Source organism: Pseudarthrobacter sp. NamB4, assembly GCF_005796185.1.
In the GTDB taxonomy this organism is placed as follows: Bacteria; Actinomycetota; Actinomycetes; order Actinomycetales; family Micrococcaceae; genus Arthrobacter.
Genome location: NZ_VAHM01000010.1, coordinates 35,832 through 54,362 on the forward strand (window position 1 = coordinate 35,832; position 18,531 = coordinate 54,362).

Genomic DNA, 18,531 nt, shown 5'->3' on the forward strand with positions numbered 1-18,531 from the left:
AGTGTGCAGCGGGCACATTCCTGTATGGTAAATATATTACCGAACGGACGGTCAGTAATCATGGCCGCTTCTGTCTGCCCCTTTGTTGGAAGGACCCGTCAACGATGACCACCACTGCCACAGCTCCCCAGGCCACGGTTGACACCGTGGAGACAGTCCCCAGCTTCATCATGGATTCCTGGTGGACCCCCGACGCCGGAGCGTCAGCGTCTGCAATGCCCGTCCGGGATGCGAGCACGGGGCAGATCCTGGCGAAGGTGAGCACGGAGGGGCTGGACCTTGCCGCCGTTGTGGAGTACGGCCGGACCACCGGGCAGGCGGAACTCGGCCAGCTGACCTTCCACCAGCGTGCCCTCAAGCTCAAGGAGCTGGCACAGTACCTTCACGCCCGGCGGGAGCACTTTTACACCTTCTCGGCGCAGACGGGCGCCACCAAAGTGGACTCCATGATCGACATCGACGGCGGCATCGGCGTCCTCTTCACGTTCGGTTCCAAGGGCCGGCGCGAACTGCCCAACTCCCAGGTGGTGGTGGACGGGCCTATGGAGGTGCTGTCCAAGGACGGGTCCTTCGCCGGCGAGCACATCTACACCCGAATCCCCGGTGTTGCCGTACAGATCAACGCCTTCAACTTCCCGGTCTGGGGGATGCTGGAGAAATTCGCCCCCGCCTTTATCGCAGGGGTTCCCACCATCGTGAAGCCTGCCACTCCCACCGGCTACGTAGCGGCGGCCGTGGTCAAGGCCATTGTTGAATCCAACATCCTCCCCAAGGGTTCGCTGCAGCTGATCTCCGGTTCCGTCCGCGGCCTGCTGGATGTCCTGGACTACCGCGACCTGGTGGCCTTTACCGGCTCTGCCTCCACCGCGCTGTCCCTGAAATCCCACCCGAATGTGGTCCAAGGCGGGGTGCGGTTCACTTCCGAGACCGACTCCCTCAACGCCGCCATCCTTGGCCCGGACGCCGTAGAGGGCACCCCGGAATTCGACGCCTTCGTGAAGTCCGTGGTTACCGAAATGACGGCCAAGGCCGGGCAGAAGTGCACCGCCATCCGCCGCGCCATTGTGCCGCAGGAGCACGTCCCGGCGGTATCCGCCGCCATTGGCAAGCGCATCCAGGAGCGGATAGTGCTGGGGGACCCGCGCGCCGACGGCGTAACCATGGGCGCGCTCGCCTCCGTGGAACAGCTTGAGGATGTGCGGGCAGCAGTGCAGTCCATGCTCGACGCCGGAGGTGAGCTCGCGTACGGAACGCTGGATTCGCCGTCGGTCACCTCTGCGGACGGTTCCACCGGGGTGGTGGACGGCGGAGCATTCATGGCGCCGGTCCTGCTCAGATGGCAGGACCCCGAGGCGGAGGAGGTCCACTCGCTGGAGGCGTTCGGGCCCGTTTCATCGGTGATCGGGTACAACGACCTTTCCGACGCCGTGCGGCTCGCCGCCAAGGGCAGCGGCTCACTGGTGGCAACGGTCTGCACCAACGATCCCTCGGTGGCGCGCGAACTGGTCTCCGGCATTGCCGCGCACCACGGCCGCGTTCTGATGCTCAACCGGGAGGATGCCCGCAGCTCCACCGGCCACGGCTCGCCCGTGCCGCACCTGGTCCATGGGGGTCCCGGCCGTGCCGGCGGGAGCGAAGAGCTGGGCGGCATCCGCTCCGTGATGCACCACATGCAGCGCACCGCCATCCAGGGTTCGCCGAACATGCTCACCGCCGTCACTGGCATGTGGCACGCCGGCGCGGACCGCAACTTCACGCTCGAGACCGAGGGGACGCACCCGTTCCGCAAGTCCCTGGAGACGTTGCGGATTGGCGACGCCGTCCGGTCCGACCTGCGGCAGGTCACCCTTGAGGACATCACCGCATTCGCAGACTCCACGGGCGATACCTTCTACGCCCACACCAACCAGGAAGCGGCGGAAGCCAACCCGTTCTTCCCGGGCATCGTGGCGCATGGGTACCTACTGCTGGCGTGGGGCGCGGGACTGTTCGTGGAGCCTGCGCCGGGCCCGGTCCTGGCCAACTACGGGCTTGAAAACCTGCGCTTCATCACGCCCGTGGCTGCGGGGGACTCCATCCGGGTGACCCTGACCGCCAAGAAGATCACCCCCCGCGAGACGGACGAGTACGGCGAGGTGGCCTGGGACGCGGTCCTTACCAACCAGAACGACGAGATCGTGGCCACCTACGACGTCCTCACTCTCGTCGAAAAGTAGCCCCACCCCGTCTCAAAGAGGGAAAAAGGCCGGGTCTTTTTGGCGGGCGGAAGCGTAAAATTCTGCCCGTAGGAGGTGGCCACATGAGCCTAAGAATGAACACAGCCACAACCGTCCTGCCAGTCGATGACGCAGTGCGGGCCCGGAGGTTCTACACCGAAAAACTCGGACTCCCGCACCGCGGCAATGCAGACGACGGAAGCGAACTACTCGGCAGCGACGGCGGTCCCATGCTGCAGTTGATGCCGGTCTCGGACGGCAAGCACTCCGAACACACCGCCTTGAGCTTCGAGGTCACGGACATCGAGAAGACCGTCCGGGACATGGAGGCAAGGGGCGTGCAGTTCCAGGACTACGACCTGCCGAACCTGAAGACAGAGAACCACATCTGCACCACCAATTCCGAGAAGTGCGCGTGGTTCATGGATACCGAGCACAACATCCTCTGCGTCCACGAGAAGCTCGGCGTCCAGGCCGAATACGAGCTCTAGCGCAGCGCCGTCAAACGAAAGTCGTGAAGCGACAGCAGGGGCGCCCCGGGATAATCCGGGGCGCCCCTGCTTGTCAGGATGGCCGGTGGTGACCGGTCCGAGATGTCAGGACTCGGCGCCGCCGTGCAGGCCGTCGTCGCTGCTGTCATCCTCCGGGCCCGTCCCGCGTCCGCTGTCGCTCTGGTCGGAGCGGTCCATGTTGCCGCGTGCTTCCGCCATGGTGGGGCCGCCCGAGGGGACGCTGTAGGTGTCCGGCCGGATGCCGTGGGCCTGTTCCTCGATCAGGGCCTGCTCTTCGCTGAAGCGGATCACGTTGGCCTCGTCGCCGGCGTCGCCGGGAATGTCCTCGCGGACCTGGGAGGGATCCGGGACGATGAAGCCGGCATCCGGTTCTTCTTTGGGGTGGCTCATTTTTCTTACCTTCCTATCGGGTGTTTCCTGTTGGCCGGTCGATAAGGTCCGCCTTGAGGTCAAGGCTCTGGTCCTCCCGCTTGACCTTGAATCCCACGGTGTCCCCGGGGTTGCGGTTGCGGAGTTCGGCCAGCAGCTTCTCCGGCGAGGCCAGTTCGACGCCTTCCATGGACTCCAGCACGTCACCGGGCCGGATACCGGCCCGGCCCGCCGGGCCGTCCTCGTCCACGGCCAGAACCACGACGCCGGTGCTGGCGTCGATGCCCAACTGTTCGGCAATCTGCGCCGTCAGTTCCCCCGGTGTCAGGCCCAGATAGGCGTGTTCGGCGGTGCCGTCCGCCAGTAGTTCCTCGGCCACCTCGACTGCGGTGGCAGCGGGGATGGCGAAGCCGAGCGCCACGGCGCCGGCTGACGGCGGGATGTACGCCTCGCTGATGCCGATGATCTCGCCGCGCATATTGATGACCGCACCGCCGGAGTTGCCCGGGCTGATGGGGGCGTCGGTCTGGATCAGGTCCACCAGGGAAAGGCTGTTGGAAGCGGAGCCCGGAATGGAGCGGTGCAAGCCGGAGATGATGCCGGAGGTAGCGGTGTTTTCAAAGCCGAGCGGCGAACCCAGCACCAGCGCACCCTCACCCACCTGCGGCAGGGTGGTCTGGTAGACGGGCTTGGGCAGTCCGGTGCGGTTGGCCTGGACCAGGGCAAGATCGGTGACGGGATCAGCGGCCCTGACGGTGCCCTCCACCCGCTGGCCGTCGGCGAAGGCGACCTCCACCCTGTCGTTGCCCCTGATCACATGCTCGTTGGTGAGGATGAGGCCGTCCTCGGAGTAGACCACGCCGCTGCCCAGTCCGCCTTCGGTGAAGATGGTCACCACTGAGGGTGCAAGGTTCTCCACCAGCTGGGGAATGTCACCCGAAGCGGCCGGCGCCTGGGGAGCGGCAGTGCTGCCGGTCGTGCTGCCACGCGTGGCGGTGGAGGTTGCTCCGGCGGCAGAAGTCTCGGTGGCTTCCGGGGGAGGGGTACTGCCAGTGCAGGCAGTGAGGGCCAGGGAGGCTGCCAGCACCAGGCTTCCGGCCGCAGTGCGGACAGCGGCCCTGCCGGCGGGGGCTGGACGGCGCAGTCCGCGGCTGACGGTGGTGCTCATGGGCGGGCCTCCTTCGGATCCTGGCTGGTCCTACCACCGTAGCCGGGGATCAGCAGAAATACCAAGCACCCTTAGTATTTTGGCTTACGGCGTAGTGGAGTGCAGCCCGTCAAAGGCCATGGTGATGACGTCGTCGGCAAGCCGCTCGGGCGAGAGGGATCCGCCCGGCTTGTACCACTCCACGATCGAGTTGATCATGCCGAACAGCAGCCTGGTGACGGTGCGCGGGTCGATGTCCTGGCGCAGCGAGCCGTCGTCCCGGGCCGCGGAGATCAGCGCGGCCACCTTGTGGTCGAAGGTCCGTCGGCGTTCCAGCGCGTCCCGCTCGATTTCCGTGTTGCCCCGCAGCCGCAGGAGCAGCGTGACGAACGGCAGCCGGTCCACCAGCACGGCCACGGTCTGCCGGAGGACAAACTCCAGGCGTGCATCGGCGGCGCCGGACGTCGCCTCGGGCTGTTCAAGGATGGCCTCGAGCCCGCCGAGGGCGTGGTCGAGGGCGAGCTTGAGGAGGTCCCCTTTCGAGGGCACGTGATGGTAGATGGCAGATTTTGAGATGCCGAGGTTGTCCGCGAGGATGCCCATGGACGTCGCGTCGTAGCCGTGCCGGTTGAAGACGTCGACGGCGATGCGCAGCACAGATTGTTGGTCGTATCCGGGGCGGCCGCGTTTCGCGCCGTTGCCGGTACTTGCTGTTTCAGTGGTGCTGGGCATAGACGTTAGTTTCTCATGAACGGTCGGTCAGCCGGTGCTCGTACTACCCCTTGGGCCGCAGGTCGTAGATTCGGCGCAGCTTGCCGTTGGACCGCTCCAGCGAGCCCGGCTCCACTACATCCACCTCGCAGGAAGAACCCACGTGAATCTTGATCTGCTCCTTCAAGGTGCGTGCCGCCGTCGTACTCTGCTCAGCGGTGACGCTGTCCCGGCGCTCGATCTTCACCGTCATCTGGTCCATCCGCTGGCCCTCGGGCCGGGCGAGTTCCAGCTGGAAGTGCGGGCTGAGCTCGGGGATGCGGAGGGCGATTTCCTCGATCTGCGACGGGAACAGGTTCACGCCGCGCAGGATGATCATGTCGTCGCTGCGGCCGGTGATGCGGCCCATGCGGCGATGCGCCGGGCGGGCGCTGCCGGGGAGCAGGCGGGTGAGGTCCTTGGTGCGGTACCGGATGATGGGCAGCGCTTCCTTGGTCAGCGAGGTGAACACGAGCTCGCCGTGTTCGCCGTCGCGCAGGACGTTCTCCTTGCCCACCACCGGGTTGAAGGGGTCGATGATTTCGGGCCGGAAGTGGTCCTCCCAGATGTGGCTGCCGTCCTGCGTCTCCACTGCCTCCCCGGCGACACCCGGGCCCATCACCTCGGAGAGGCCGTAGATGTCACAGGCCTTGAGGTCCATGGTGACCTCCAGCTCGTGCCGCATCTCCTCGGTCCACGGCTCGGCGCCCAAAACTGCATGCTTCAGCGAGGTTGAGGTGGGATCGATCCCCATGTGCGCCATGGCGTCCGCGATGGTCAGCAGGTAAGTGGGGGTGCACAGGATGGCATCGGGGCTGAAGTCCTGGATCAGCTGGATCTGGCGTTCGGTCTGCCCGCCGGACATCGGGATTACGGTGCAGCCCAGGGCTTCGGCGCCGGCGTGCGCGCCAAGTCCGCCGGTGAACAGGCCGTAGCCGTAGGCGTTGTGGACCTTCATGCCCGGACGGATGCCGGAGGCGCGGAAACAGCGGGCCACGAGTTTGGCCCAGTCGGCCAGGTCCTGCTTGGTGTAGCCAACCACGGTGGGACGGCCGGTGGTGCCGGAGCTGGCGTGGACGCGGGCCACCTCGTTCTGGGGGACAGCGAACATGCCGAACGGATACTCCTGGCGCAGGTCTTCCTTGGTGGTGAAGGGGAAGTTGCCCAGGTCGTCCAGTTCGCGCAGGTCGCCGGGGTGGACCCCGGCGTCGTCGAACTTGCGCCTGTACAGCGGCACGCGCTCGTAGGCGTAGGCAACGGTGTGCTGCAGGCGGCTGAGCTGGAGGGCCTCGAGCTCGTCGCGGGACATGGTCTCTTCGCGGTCAAGCCCGGCATCGGCTGTTACAGCGGCGGGGGATTCGGGGGCATGCAGGGTCATGGTTTCCTACTTCTTGGGGATGGTGCGGCTGCGTCCGCGGAACTCGGCTATGAGCTCGCCTGGCTGGCCTGGGTTGGGGCTTGAACCGGGGCTTTCGGGGCCCGGCTCCGGCGCATCGGCGGCAAAGATCTGGATGTCGTACAGCCCGCTCCGGCCAGCGCTGGAGCGGCGGTCTGCCACTGCGGTCAGCACCTGGCCGCGGAAGGCGGGTTTCAGGAAGTTGATGTCCACGCCCGAGGCCACAGTGATGCTGTTTTCCTCGCCGGGGGCCGGCACGGCGGGGTTGCAGGCGAGTGCGAAGGCGGTATCCCCGAAGGCGAAGATCATTCCGCCGTGGGCCATGCCGAAGCCGTTGAGCATTTCCTGCCGGAGGGTCATCCGGATGGTGGCATGCCCGTCGCTAAGGGCGAGGACCTGGATGCCCATCCACTCGGAGGCGTAATCGTTCTCCAGTATCTGGTGGGTAGGCCCCGAAAGGGCGGTTTCAGCCATGCGTCATTGCCTCCAGCTTTATTTACCGAATGTTCATTAGGTAATCCCATCAGGGGGTACCGTGTCAAGGGCCACTGGGGTTGCGGCTGCGCCTTCCTGCCTGGCTGCTCCCGCGGGCCAGCGCGCCCTGGCGGGGACACGCCGCCGTGCCTGGCGCGCCGGACGGGGTGCGGGAAAAGCAACCCGGCGGGAAGGTACGACGGCGGCACGCACCTGCCGCCGCGGGTCCGCCCTGCGTGCCCATCACCACACGCTCCGCAACGCTAAACCCTGCCGAAAGCCGCGGCCGAAGTGCAAGGATGGAAGGACCGGCACCAGCACACAGCAAAAGGGCGGACCATGGCCACAGGCATTTACGTCAGCGCAACCACCCCTGGCTCAGGCAAGTCACTCGTGGCTTTGGGCCTGGCGGACACCCTGCACCGGCACGCGGACAGGATCGGGTTTTTCAAGCCTGTTGTCCATGGCCCGGATCCCGCGGCGGATCCCATGGTGACGCTGATGAAATCCCGCTTCGTGCTCGAGGATGACAGGTGCCGCGGCGGCCTGACGTATGAAGAGGTCCGGGCCCTGCTGGCTGAAGGAAACCGGGCGGAGATTGATGCCCGCTGCGTCGGGATCTTCGCGGAGATCTCGCGACACTGCGACGTGGTGATCGTGGAGGGGACGGACCTGGTGGGCCAGGACTCCGCCGTCGAGTTCGACCTCAACGCACGCCTGGCCAACAACCTGGCCACGCCTGTGCTGGCTGTGGTGGGCGCAAAGGGGCGCACTGTGGCTGAGACGGCGGCGGCTGTGGAGGTCGCCCGGAAGGAACTGGCCGCCGAGAGGTGTGCCCTGCTGGCCATCATGGTCAACCGTGCGGACCCGGAGGACCTGGAAGAGATCCGTGTGGCCATAAAGCCCGGCGCGTCCAACAGGCCTGTGTACATCCTGCCGGAACTGGATGAGATCGCCCGGCCCACCACCGGTGAGGTGGCCAGTGCCCTGCAGGTGCGCCAGATCGCAGGGCTGGCGGACATGGAGCGCGATGTGAAGGACATCAAGGTGGCGGCCATGAACGTGGGCAACTTTCTCAATGTGCTGGACGAGGGTGCCCTGGTGATCGTTCCCGGTGACCGCGCGGATGTGATGGTGGCGTGCCTGGCCTCGTCCTTCTCGCCCGAGTTCCCGGTGCCTTCGGGGCTGATCCTGACTGGCGGGCTTGCGCCGGACGCCAACATCTACCCGCTGCTGGCCCAGGCCCCGTTCCCGGTGTTCGCGGCCAGTGAGGACACGTACCAGACGGCGCGCCGGGTCTCCGAGGTCCGCAGCGAGATCTGGTCGGGGCACCGGCGCAAGGTGGCGTCCGCGCTGGGGCTCTGGTCCCGTCGGGTGGACGAGACCGAGCTGGTGGAGCGCCTGCACCTGCCCCGACCCGAGCGGATGACCCCGCTGCGCTTCCTGCATGACCTGATTGAGCGTGCACGCTCGCAGCGCCGGCACGTGGTGCTGCCGGAGGGCACGGACGTGCGGATCCTGCGGGCGGCGGAAATTCTGCGCCGCCGCGACGTCTGCGACCTCACCGTGCTGGGACCCGAATCGGATGTCCGTGAACTGGCTTCTGCCCAGGGCATCGACCTCTCCGGCATCAACATTGTGGATCCGGCAACCTCGGACCTCCGGCAGAAATTCGCCGAGAAGTACGCCGAGCTGCGCGCGCACAAGGGCGTGGACGTGGCGAAGGCGCTGGAAATCATGCAGGACGTGAGCTATTTCGGCACCATGATGGTCCAGCTCGGAGTGGTGGACGGCATGGTCTCCGGCGCTGCCCACACCACTGCCCACACCATCCGGCCTGCGCTCGAGTTCGTAAAGACGCGCCCCGGAGTGAAGATCGTCTCCTCGGTGTTCCTGATGTTGATGCCGGACCGCGTGCTGGTCTACGGCGACTGCGCCGTGAACCCGGATCCCAACGTGGAGCAGCTGGCGGACATCGCGCTCGCGTCGGCGGAGACCGCAGCGCAGTTCGGGGTGGAGCCCCGCGTGGCCATGCTGTCCTACTCAACCGGCGGTTCGGGTGCCGGGCAGGCGGTGGACGCGGTGCGGCAGGCCACCGAACTGGTGCGCCAGCGCCGCCCGGACCTCGCCGTCGAAGGCCCCATCCAGTACGACGCCGCCGTGGACGCCTCCATTGCCGAGTCCAAGATGCCGGGCTCCTCGGTGGCAGGCCAGGCCACCGTGTTCATCTTCCCGGACCTGAACACGGGCAACAACACGTACAAGGCCGTGCAGCAGAGCTCGGGGGCCGTGGCCGTGGGGCCTGTCCTCCAGGGGCTGCGGAAGCCGGTCAACGACCTCTCCCGCGGCTGCACAGTGGAGGACATCGTGAATACCGTGGCCATCACTGCCATTCAGGCGCAGGCCCAGGATCCCGCGCAGGAGCCGCTCCAGAGCGCAGTGCAGGCGCCGGCTTCCTAGAAAAGGCCGACGCAGAAAAGGACGACGCCGGCACCCGGTTGGGTGCCGGCGTCGTCCTTTTGCAGGTCTTAGCTGTTGTCCGGCTTGGCCAGGCTCCCTTCGTCCTCCTGCTTGGCCGGCTCATCGGAGAGGCCCTGCGGCGTGAGGTCGAGGTCTTCTGTTTTCTCCGGCGCCTCCGGAGCCTCGCCGGTCTCGGCAGCCTTAAGGTTGCCGGTGTCGTCCAGTGCAGGGTTGGCGCCCTCCACCCCGGTGGGGTCCTGATTGCCGGACCCGGCGCCGGTTCCACCGCCGGGGTCCGAATCCGCCTTGGCATTCAGGGGAGCGGTGCTGCTGGATCCTGTGTTGGTGGGGTCGTTCTCGTCGATCGAAGCGGGCTCATTCGTCATGGAAGTGTCCTCTCGGGCGTGGTCCAGCCTGTCTGCCGACTCTAGGCACAGCCGGCGCCCATCCGCAAGGAAACCGCCGGCGGAGCAACCTATAGTGGGGACTGAACTGCAGAAGCAAGGCTCAGGAGGCCCCGCATGCTCGTGCTCGTCATCAATTCCGGCTCGTCCTCGCTCAAGTACCAGGTGCGCGATGTCGCCGCCGGCAGCGTCCTGACCGAGGGGCTGATCGAGAAGATCGGCATGGGCAACGGCGGCGGCGGGGACGGCGAGATCGAGGGCCCTAGGGATCATGCAGAGGCGCTGGAGCAGGTGGACGCCGCAATCCACCAGGAACTGGGAGACCTGGAACTGGGTGCGGTGGGGCACCGGGTGGTGCACGGCGGCGAGCGGTTTGCCGAGCCCGTGCTGATCGACAACGAGATCACCAGGGCCATCGAGCGGCTCAACCCGCTGGCGCCGCTGCATAACCCGGCCAACGTTCTGGGCATCCGGGCCATCACCAGGAAGTGGCCGGACATGCCGCAGGTGGCTGTCTTCGACACCGCCTTTCACCGCACCCTCCCCGAGCACGCCTGGCGCTATGCGGTGCCGGATGAGCTCTACACCAACCACGGCATCCGCCGCTACGGCTTCCACGGCACATCCCACGAATACGTCACCCGCCGCGCGGCCGCGCTGCTGGACCTCCCGGCGGAGGAGTTCGACGGCGTCATCGCCCACCTGGGCAACGGGGCCTCGGTCACCGCGATCCAGGGCGGCTGCTCCGTGGACACCTCCATGGGCTTTACCCCGCTCGAAGGCCTGGTGATGGGAACCCGCTCAGGCGACCTGGACCCGTCCATCCTGGTGTTCCTAGGCCGGGCAGGCTGGACGCCGGAGGACATCGACACCATGCTCAACCGGGAATCCGGGCTGAAGGGCCTGGCCGGCAACAACGACATGCGCTCGGTGGTGGAAGCGTCCGAGGCCGGTGATGCCCGGGCTGCCATGGCGCTCGCCGTCGCGTCTTACCGGCTGGCCAAGTACATCGGCGGGTACCACGTGGCCGTCGGCGGGGCGAAGGCCCTGGTGTTCACAGCCGGCATTGGCGAGAACTCACACCAGTTCCGCGCCCTGGTGGCGGACAAGCTCGGCGCCCTGGGCATCGAACTCGACGCCGTCCTGAATGGCGAGCGGTCCAAGGAGCCGCGCGTCATTTCCACGGCACAGTCCGCCATCCCCGTCCTGGTGGTTCCCACCGACGAGGAACAGGCGATCGCGGAGGCGACTGCCGCCGTCGTCAACTCTCCAAGCTAGTCAACCCGAGGGACGCTCTCTCACTTGATGTTGGGTTTTCCGGGACGCTCTCTCACTTGATGTGGGGTTTTCGGGGGCGCTCTCTCAGGTCAGGCCCTGCCTTTGAGGATCAGGTTCCAGTAGATTTGCGGGAACACGTCCCGGTCCACCACCCAGGACAGTTTGCTCTCGTTCCACGTGGGAACACGCGGGACGGTGGGCATGGGGCGGAACCTGTCGTCGAACTCGGCGAACACCACCGTGTCGCGGGATACCGTGAAGGGGCACACGGAGTAGCCGTTGTACTTGGCGGGGAGCGGCTTGCCCTTCCGTGCGGCGACCAGGTTTTTGGCCAGGACTTTGGTCTGCTTGCGCAGGGCCCCGCCCGACTTGGAGTTGGTGGTCCCGGCCGCATCGCCCAGGGACCACACGTTCGGGAACCTGATGTGCCGCAGTGTCTGTCGGTCCACTTCCACGAACCCCCCGGCGTCGCCTGCCGCAGGAAGGTCAGTGGCCTTGAGCCAGTTGGGCGCCGACTGCGGGGGAACGGCGTTGAGGACGTCATAGTGCAGGTTTTCTTCCGTACCGGTTTCAATGTTCCGGATAGTGGCTTTTTGCCCGACCGCGTCCACGGACACCAGCTCGCTGTTGGTCCACAGCTCAATGCCGTACTCGGCGATCTTGCGGTCAAGCTCCCGGTCCACCTCGGGAACCCCGAACACCGTGGGGTAGGGCTGGACCATGACCACCCTGATCTTGTCCAGCACGCCCTGTTCCCGCCAGTAGTCGCAGGCCAGGTACATGGGTTTCTGGCTGGCGCCGCCGCATTTGATGGGACCGGCCGGCATCGTGAAAACGGCCGTTCCCGATGTGAGCCCACTCAGCAGGGTCCAAGCCTTGGGCGCCAGTTCGAACTCGTAGTGGGAGGTCCCGTTCGGCGAATGCACCGCCTCGGCCAGCCCAGGCACGCTGTCCCAGTCGTACTGCAGCCCGGGGCACACCACCAGTTGCCCGTAGGAGACGGTGGATCCGGATGCCAGGGTCACAGTGTTGGCATCTGTGTCCACGTCCACGGCGCTGTCCCGGATCCAGGTCACACCCGTGGGCGTCACTGATTCCTGGGAGCGGACGGCTTCCTTTGCCTGGGCCCGGCCGCCAGCTATGTGCGAGAACAGCGGCTGGTAGAGGTGGTGGTCCTTGGGCTCGATCAGGGCCACGTCCTTGATGCCGTAGCGTTCCAGGCGGGCAGCCAGGGAAACGCCCCCGTTGCCGCCGCCGATGATGACCACTTCGTGCTGCGCGGCCATGTGTTACTTCTTTTCGGTCAGGGCAGAGGCCTTGTGCGCTGCCCTGGCGCCGGTCTTGTCCGACTCCACCACGTACTGCGGTTCATCCTCGCTGGCCCGGTGCTTGTGCCCGTCGAGTTCAAAGTCGCTGGTTTTCTTTTCCACGATCTTGCCGTGCGTCTTGCCCTGCGAAGTGTTCCACTCCACATGCGTTCCCTTGCTCAACGACATCTGTTCTCCTAGCTGGGGTTTGTGGTGGGTAGGGGCTCCGCGGGCGGGGCCATGCCCCCAGTATCCGCCGTAGGGAGCGGCGTCTCAACGGGGGCGTATGACGGTGGCGCGCCACTTGCGGGCGGAGTTGCCGGGGCGGTTGGAACCGCGGTCCCTGCCGGAGGCGGTGCCCCTCCGCCTGGTACTTGGGTGGCAGGTACATCCTGAGTTCCGGCGGCGGCATCCGTCATTGTCGGGGCCGGTGCACCGGAAGGCGTGGCTGAACCGGTGGCCTTCGTGCCGCTGGGATCAGCCTTGATGATGGCTGTAATCTGCTCCTTGTATTCGGCAAGCCGGGCCTGGATCTCCGAGAGCGGCACGTTCCGGATGTTCCGGCCATATTCTGCAATCTCTGCCCACAATGCATTCAGCTGTGCCAGGCTGCCTTCGCCCAGCGGCCCATCCAGGGTGAGGACCAGCTGGCTCGCAAGCGCGTAGGTGAGGCAGTCCAGGCAGTTGTAATTGGCTGCCGCGGAGAGGTTTTCGGGAACAACGACATTCGTTTGGCCCACGACGAGGACCACTTGGAAGCCCACCGCCACGGCGGCGCAGCCGGTGCAGCTGGCGAAGGCATAGGCCTCATTCCTCGTGTCCACTGTTTCGCCGTCCTCTGCCCAAACGAGCGCAAACGCCACACTGTAGGCAACCGAACCGTCGGTGCTGTTCACGGCGAGTGCCTGGTTGCCGTCCTCCTCGGGCACCGCGGGGCGGTCGAACGGGAACACCCAGGATGGTGGGGCAGCGGCGGGGGTGGTGGCGGATGCCCCGGATCCGCCCGGAGCAGCCGGCCCCTCTGCGGGGACCAGCACCATGCTCAGCTGGGGGTTCTCCCTGGTTGGCCTGGACACACCTGCAGGCCACAGTGCCACCGTCCTGCCGCTGCCGCCTGCCCTCAGCATTATTTTGCTGCTTTGCGGCAGGACCGACGTCGTGACGTCCTCCAGCGTGCCGCGTTCGTATGGCTGCACGGGGCGGTACGTCCCGCCGTCGGGCCACCAGGCCCACGCGAGCCCCGCGAGCAACGCGGCTATGGCACCCATGGCGGCAGTCCGTTGGAGCGTTTTACCGCGGGTCTTCTGCAACAGCACGGTGACCAGCTGACGCAGCAGCCGGAGAAGGATGTACAGCATGCCCAGGATGGGAAGTGCGACAGCGATTATGGCCAGCACACGGACGGCAGCCCCGGCTAAGTCCCCGACGGAAAGGCTCCCGGCAAGCAGGTCCTGCTGTCTGGAGGCGCTGTCCCAAGCGGTGGCCAGCAGCCGCGGCAGCGCGATCACCATCAAGGCCAGACTGAGCAGCAGCAACGGCACGGTGACCAGGACCCACGCCGTCACCACAGCCCTGGCCCAAGGCTTCAGGATCCGGTTTTCCGGTTTTCCCCAGTTCCAGGGCAGCAGTCCCAGGAGCGTGGGCTTGATGCGCTGGAACAGGTCGGGTACGCCGGCAGCGTCAGCGAGGATGTGGTACCCGTCGAACCTCACCAGCGGGAGCAGTTGCCGGACCATCTGCAGGATCTGCGTGACCACCACCAGCAACAGCGCGTCAAAGCCGGTGGCCCACCACAACCCCATGACGGCGACCGCGATGATCGCGTTGAAGTAGAGGCCGCCAAGGTCGGTGCGGAGGCGCCCGCCCCTGCCCAACCTGTAGGAGTCGGTGACATCAGTGAAAAAGGCGGGCCATACCAGGTAGAGCCCCGCACCCATGGAACCCGGAGTTGCCCCGCCCCTGCGCGCGGCGGCGGCATGGCCGAACTCGTGGAAGCCGGCGGAGAGGATGGTGATGGCAAAAACCAGCAACAGCAGAGGGGGGTTTGCGAAGGCCTCGTGGGTGGCTGAACCCAGGCCCTTCACCATGAGCACCCACCAACACGTGGAAAGGAACGCCGCCGTGACCACCGCCACGAGAAACGGATTGAACAGGGCTGCGAAGGGTGCGGTGATTCTCCGGGTGCGTTCGGGATCCGTGACCGTGTATCGGAAGCGCATGCCCAGCAGGGGGTCTGCCTTTTTGACCTCTGGCTCGGAACCGTCCGTCAGGCGAAGCAGGCCCAGGGGCAGGAGCTGCGAATCCATCAGGGTGCGCACGTTGCCGGCGCTGACCAGGCGTCCAGAACCATCGCTGGCGTGCCGGGCAATCTCCTCCACGTTGCGTGAACCGTCAGCCGCCTCCAGCACCAGGTAGAGCAGGCGTGTCAGCTGTAGTGTCTGGCCATCCGAGCGACGCACCAGTGACGGGGCCTCCCGGTACCCCGATCCCTCAGACTGCCCCAGAAGCTGAACACCCTGGGCACGCGCAGGCACCTGCTGCGGGTGCTCGGCAAGCGATGCCGGGGAGGACGGCGGGCCGGCCACAGGGCCCGGGTTGCCGGCGGCGTGGCTCATCTCCGCTTACTGCGCAAGGTCGGACTGCTGGTCTGCGGAGGCGTTCGCTTCACCGTCGATGTGCTGGGAGATGATGGCGTCCTGCTCGGCTACCGCATAGGCCTGGCTGTCGATGGAGCCGATGTTCGCAGCAACGGCGGCGTCGATGGGTGCAGCCACGTTGGCGTTTGCTGCCACGGCGCCGTTGATGGGCGCCGTGATGTCGGCGTCCGCTGCAAGGTCCACGTTAACGTTGAGCAGGTCCCCGTCCAGGGCAGCTGCGGGATCCACCGGCAGCGCACCCACGTCCGGCAGAGTCTCCTCGGGGAGGACGCCATCCGGGAGGGTGCCATCGGGCAGGGTCCCGTCGGGACGGAGTGCAGCGCCGTCGACCGTTCCTGGAGCGGTCCCCGCCTCCGTGGTGCCGGTCCCCGCCTCCGTGGTGCCGGTGCCCGCTGTGGCGCCGGCCGCCGTCGTGTCGTCCTCGATGGTGTCGTTGCTTTGGTCAATGATGCTGTCCTGGGTGGATTCGGCATTCGCATCGGCAGTAATGCCCTGCTCGATCATGACGCCCTGGTCCGCCAGGGCCTGGGCCTCTGAACCGAAGGAGAGGATGTTGGCTGACGCCGCAGCGTCGATCGGTGCCGCCACATTCGCATTGGCGGCGACGGCCAGGTCGATGGGTGCCGCTGCGTCGATGCCCAAGTCCAGGTCCGCGTTCAGGTCCAGGACGGAAGCAACTTCCTTGTCCGGCAAAGCCGTGGCCTGCTCCGACATCAGTTCGTCATCGCTGAGGGGACGCATCTCATGTTCCATGTTTCTGCAACCTCCGGTCCGGCACGGGTTCTCCTGCCCCCAGCGGGCAGCCCGGCGCCAGACAATAGTAAGCATGGTTAGCTTTTTTGCACACTGCAGGGATTCCCGCGAGAGAAGTATTACTGCTGGTCAACGCGGTGCACGGGCGGAAGGAGAGTGCCCGCCAGGAGTGCTTGCCAGTCCCCGGCGGGGCATTGACACAGGCCGCCCGTGGCTCCAATCTGGCGCTGTGATACAGCCCTCGGGGTAGGAGCCCGTGGGCGGGGAACCAGCAGGATCATGGGCCGGCAGTTCGACTGGACCGTCGAGATCACCGAGTTCGATCCGCCCCGGAGCATGGTGTCCAAGTCAGTTGGAGGCAAAATCGACTTCACCATCACCATGACCCTGGAAGCGGCCGACGACGGCACCCGCGCCGTCGTACGCTTCGGAACGCGGTGCCTACTTCAGCCCGGCTCCCGGCAGCAGTTCCGTCGCCCCCAAGGCATCCGCGATAAACGCGTAGTCCCAGGCCCGCTCGCGCCACTGCACATACCTGCCGGACGCTCCGCCGTGGCCGCCGTCCATCTCGATCTTCAGGACGATCGGCTCGGTGCCCGTGGTCTTGTTGCGCAGTTCCTGCACCCACTTGGCCGGCTCCACATAAAGGACCCGGGTGTCGTTGAACGACGTGACGGCGGCGATCTTGGGGTAGGCCGCCTCCCGCACGTTTTCGTAGGGGGAGTAGGACTTCATATAGGCGTAGGCCTCGGGGTCGGTGATGGGGTTGCCCCACTCCTCCCACTCGAGCGCCGAAAGCGGAAGTTCCGGATCAAGGATGGTGGTGAGGGCGTCCACGAACGGCACCTGCGCCACGATCGCCGCATACTTCTCGGGAGCCATGTTTGCAACGGCGCCCATGAGCAGGCCGCCGGCAGAGCCGCCCAGGGCAGCGATGCGGGACGGGTCCACCCAGCCGGAGTTCGCCAGCCAGTCGGTGGCGTCCACGAAGTCGGTGAAGGTGTTCTTCTTGTCCAGCTTCTTGCCGCTCTCGTACCAGTGCCGGCCCAGCTCGCCGCCGCCGCGGATGTGCGCAATCACGAACACCACTCCGCGGTCCAGCAGCGAAAGCCGGGCAATTCCGAAGCCGGGGTCCATGCTCATTTCATAGGAGCCGTACCCGTACACCAGGCCGGCCGCCGTCGAGTCCTGCTTGACGGCCTTGTGCCGCAGCACAGAGAGCGGAATCCTGGTACCGTCCGCGGCCACCGCCCATTCCCGGGTTGCCACATAGTCGCTGCCGTCGTATCCGCCCAGGACCGGGCTTTCCTTGCGCAACAGCAGCTCTCCAGCGGGGCGTTCCGCAGCGGGCAGCACGAAATCGTACACCCGGGACGGCGTGAAGTAGGAGGTATAGCCCAGGCGGATGACCGGTGCCTCGTAATCCGAACCACCGACGCCGGCGGTGTACAGCTCCTCGTCGAAGGCCGGCTCCACCGGGGTCTCCTGTTCCGGAGTGCCGAGCCCGGCCAGCCCAATGAACTGAACCCGCTCGATGGTGTCCTTGCGCACGGAAACGATAAGGTGAGTGGAGGTGACGCCGGCACCATTGACTCGGACGTCGTCGGAATGCCCGACGACGGTGACCCACTGCTGTTCCGCGAGCGGCTTGGCGAGCTCGGCCGGGTCCGCCAAAGAGACCATGGAGTTGATTGCGCCGCGGTTGTGCGTGAGCAGGATGCGTTCCTCGCCATCCAGCAGGAACGGCTCGGCCTCGTAGAGCACGCGCTCGTCCCGGGAAATGACCGTAGTAAGTTCCTGCGCGGGATCGTCGAAGCGGAGCAAGCGGGTTTCGCTGTATTCGGAGCATCCGATCCCCAGCACCAGGTAGCGCCTGTCGGAGGACAGCTCGAAGCCCAGCCACATGGCGGCGTCGTCCTCTCGGTAAATGACCACGTCCTCGGCCACCGGCGTCCCCAGCGTGTGGGCCTTCACCTGGTAGGGGCGCCACGCATCATCCACCACCGTGTAGAAAATCCGGGTGCCGTCGGGGGAGAAGGCGATGCCGTAGAAGATGTTCTCGATGACGTCCGGCAGCAGCTCTCCCGTGCGGAGGTCCTTGATCCGGAGGGTGAAGCGTTCGTCCCCCGAGTTGTCCACGGCGTAGGCATACAGGTTCCCGTCCACGGTCACGGCCGAACCGCCCACCGCGAAGAAGGGCTTGCCCTCCGCCTCCACGTTGCCGTCCAGCAGGACCTCCTCCCCGGGGATCTCCAGGCCGGGCTGCACAGCCGGGGGAGTCCAGTCGGCAATCTGGTCCTCGGTATCGGCGGCCCTCAGCCGGCACTGGATGCCATATTCCTTGCCTTCTGCCGAGCGGCTGAAGTACCACCAGCCGTCCTTGCGGTGGGGGACGGAGAGGTCGGTCTCCTGGGTGCGGCCCTTGATCTCCTGGAAGATCGACTCTCGCAGGGGCTCCTGGTGCGCCGTGATTGCTTCCTGGTAGGCGTTTTCAGCCTTCAGGTGCTCCACGACCTCGGCGGATTCCTTGTCCCTGAGCCACTCGTAGTTGTCCACGAACGTGTCCCCATGGTGGCGGCGCTCGGACGGGACCTTTCTGGCTGCCGGCGGGATGGGAGTGGCAGTGGCGGCGGAATCCCGCAAAGTCTGGGTCATTCCCTCAATATATAGATCCGCAGCGACAAAATGGCCGCCGTTCGCTACCGGGGAATCACGCCTCCGTTGCATCGGTTCCTTCGGGTGCCCGGCTGCGGAGGCGGATGAAAGGGGCGAAAGCCCCTGATGCCGGGAGCGCCTCTGCGGAAGGGT

15 protein-coding genes are annotated in these 18,531 nt (G+C 66.2%); 4 read left to right on the forward strand and 11 right to left on the reverse strand.

The features are described from left to right. The first annotated feature begins 104 nt into the window (after positions 1-104). Both paaZ and FDW81_RS10980 read left to right on the forward strand, forming a co-directional pair. Entirely contained in the window at positions 105-2,216 is a 2,112-nt protein-coding gene (paaZ, locus tag FDW81_RS10975) for a phenylacetic acid degradation bifunctional protein PaaZ (RefSeq protein WP_138134225.1), read from the forward strand. Between the two features lie 95 nt (positions 2,217-2,311). Beyond that, a complete protein-coding gene (locus FDW81_RS10980; RefSeq protein WP_138134226.1) occupies positions 2,312-2,707 on the forward strand; it encodes a VOC family protein in 396 nt (131 codons plus the stop codon). Between the two features lie 105 nt (positions 2,708-2,812). Here FDW81_RS10980 and FDW81_RS10985 read toward each other — a convergent pair whose 3' ends face one another. The 5 genes from FDW81_RS10985 to FDW81_RS11005 form a co-directional block, all read right to left on the reverse strand. Continuing rightward, a complete protein-coding gene (locus FDW81_RS10985; RefSeq protein ID WP_138134227.1) occupies positions 2,813-3,118 on the reverse strand; it encodes a hypothetical protein in 306 nt (101 codons plus the stop codon). Between the two features lie 13 nt (positions 3,119-3,131). Further along, positions 3,132-4,265 (reverse strand): S1C family serine protease, encoded by a 1,134-nt coding sequence (locus FDW81_RS10990; protein ID WP_138134228.1) that lies wholly within the window; start codon positions 4,263-4,265, stop codon positions 3,132-3,134. A gap of 84 nt (positions 4,266-4,349) precedes the next feature. Next, positions 4,350-4,976, reverse strand: coding sequence for a TetR/AcrR family transcriptional regulator (locus FDW81_RS10995; protein ID WP_138134229.1), 627 nt, complete (start codon positions 4,974-4,976; stop codon positions 4,350-4,352). A gap of 43 nt (positions 4,977-5,019) precedes the next feature. Continuing rightward, a complete protein-coding gene (gene paaK, locus FDW81_RS11000) occupies positions 5,020-6,372 on the reverse strand; it encodes a phenylacetate--CoA ligase PaaK (RefSeq protein ID WP_138134230.1) in 1,353 nt (450 codons plus the stop codon). Positions 6,373-6,378: 6 nt separating this feature from the next. Continuing rightward, on the reverse strand, positions 6,379-6,864 hold the full coding sequence (locus FDW81_RS11005) for a hotdog fold thioesterase (protein WP_138134231.1): 486 nt from the start codon (positions 6,862-6,864) through the stop codon (positions 6,379-6,381). Between the two features lie 339 nt (positions 6,865-7,203). Here FDW81_RS11005 and pta point away from each other — a divergent pair, with 339 nt between their 5' ends. Then, positions 7,204-9,324 (forward strand): phosphate acetyltransferase, encoded by a 2,121-nt coding sequence (gene pta, locus FDW81_RS11010; RefSeq protein ID WP_138134232.1) that lies wholly within the window; start codon positions 7,204-7,206, stop codon positions 9,322-9,324. Between the two features lie 68 nt (positions 9,325-9,392). Here the strand turns inward: pta and FDW81_RS11015 are convergent, their stop codons facing one another. Further along, entirely contained in the window at positions 9,393-9,710 is a 318-nt protein-coding gene (locus FDW81_RS11015; protein WP_138134233.1) for a hypothetical protein, read from the reverse strand. A gap of 135 nt (positions 9,711-9,845) precedes the next feature. Here FDW81_RS11015 and FDW81_RS11020 point away from each other — a divergent pair, with 135 nt between their 5' ends. Beyond that, positions 9,846-11,006: an acetate kinase gene (locus FDW81_RS11020; RefSeq protein ID WP_138134234.1), complete on the forward strand. Its 1,161-nt coding sequence runs from the start codon at positions 9,846-9,848 to the stop codon at positions 11,004-11,006. Between the two features lie 89 nt (positions 11,007-11,095). On the opposite strand, the gene FDW81_RS11025 is transcribed toward FDW81_RS11020, so the two are convergent. The 5 genes from FDW81_RS11025 to FDW81_RS11045 form a co-directional block, all read right to left on the reverse strand. Next, entirely contained in the window at positions 11,096-12,292 is a 1,197-nt protein-coding gene (locus FDW81_RS11025) for an FAD/NAD(P)-binding oxidoreductase (protein WP_138134235.1), read from the reverse strand. A gap of 3 nt (positions 12,293-12,295) precedes the next feature. Then, positions 12,296-12,502 (reverse strand): DUF2945 domain-containing protein, encoded by a 207-nt coding sequence (locus FDW81_RS11030; RefSeq protein WP_138134236.1) that lies wholly within the window; start codon positions 12,500-12,502, stop codon positions 12,296-12,298. 8 nt (positions 12,503-12,510) lie between these two features. After that, on the reverse strand, positions 12,511-14,928 hold the full coding sequence (locus tag FDW81_RS11035; RefSeq protein WP_138134237.1) for a hypothetical protein: 2,418 nt from the start codon (positions 14,926-14,928) through the stop codon (positions 12,511-12,513). A gap of 6 nt (positions 14,929-14,934) precedes the next feature. Then, entirely contained in the window at positions 14,935-15,723 is a 789-nt protein-coding gene (locus FDW81_RS11040; protein WP_171027181.1) for a peptidoglycan-binding protein, read from the reverse strand. Positions 15,724-16,164: 441 nt separating this feature from the next. Further along, positions 16,165-18,378 carry a S9 family peptidase gene (locus FDW81_RS11045; RefSeq protein WP_138134238.1) on the reverse strand — a complete coding sequence of 738 codons (2,214 nt, stop codon included), beginning with the start codon at positions 18,376-18,378 and terminating at the stop codon, positions 16,165-16,167. Positions 18,379-18,531: the final 153 nt, after the last annotated feature.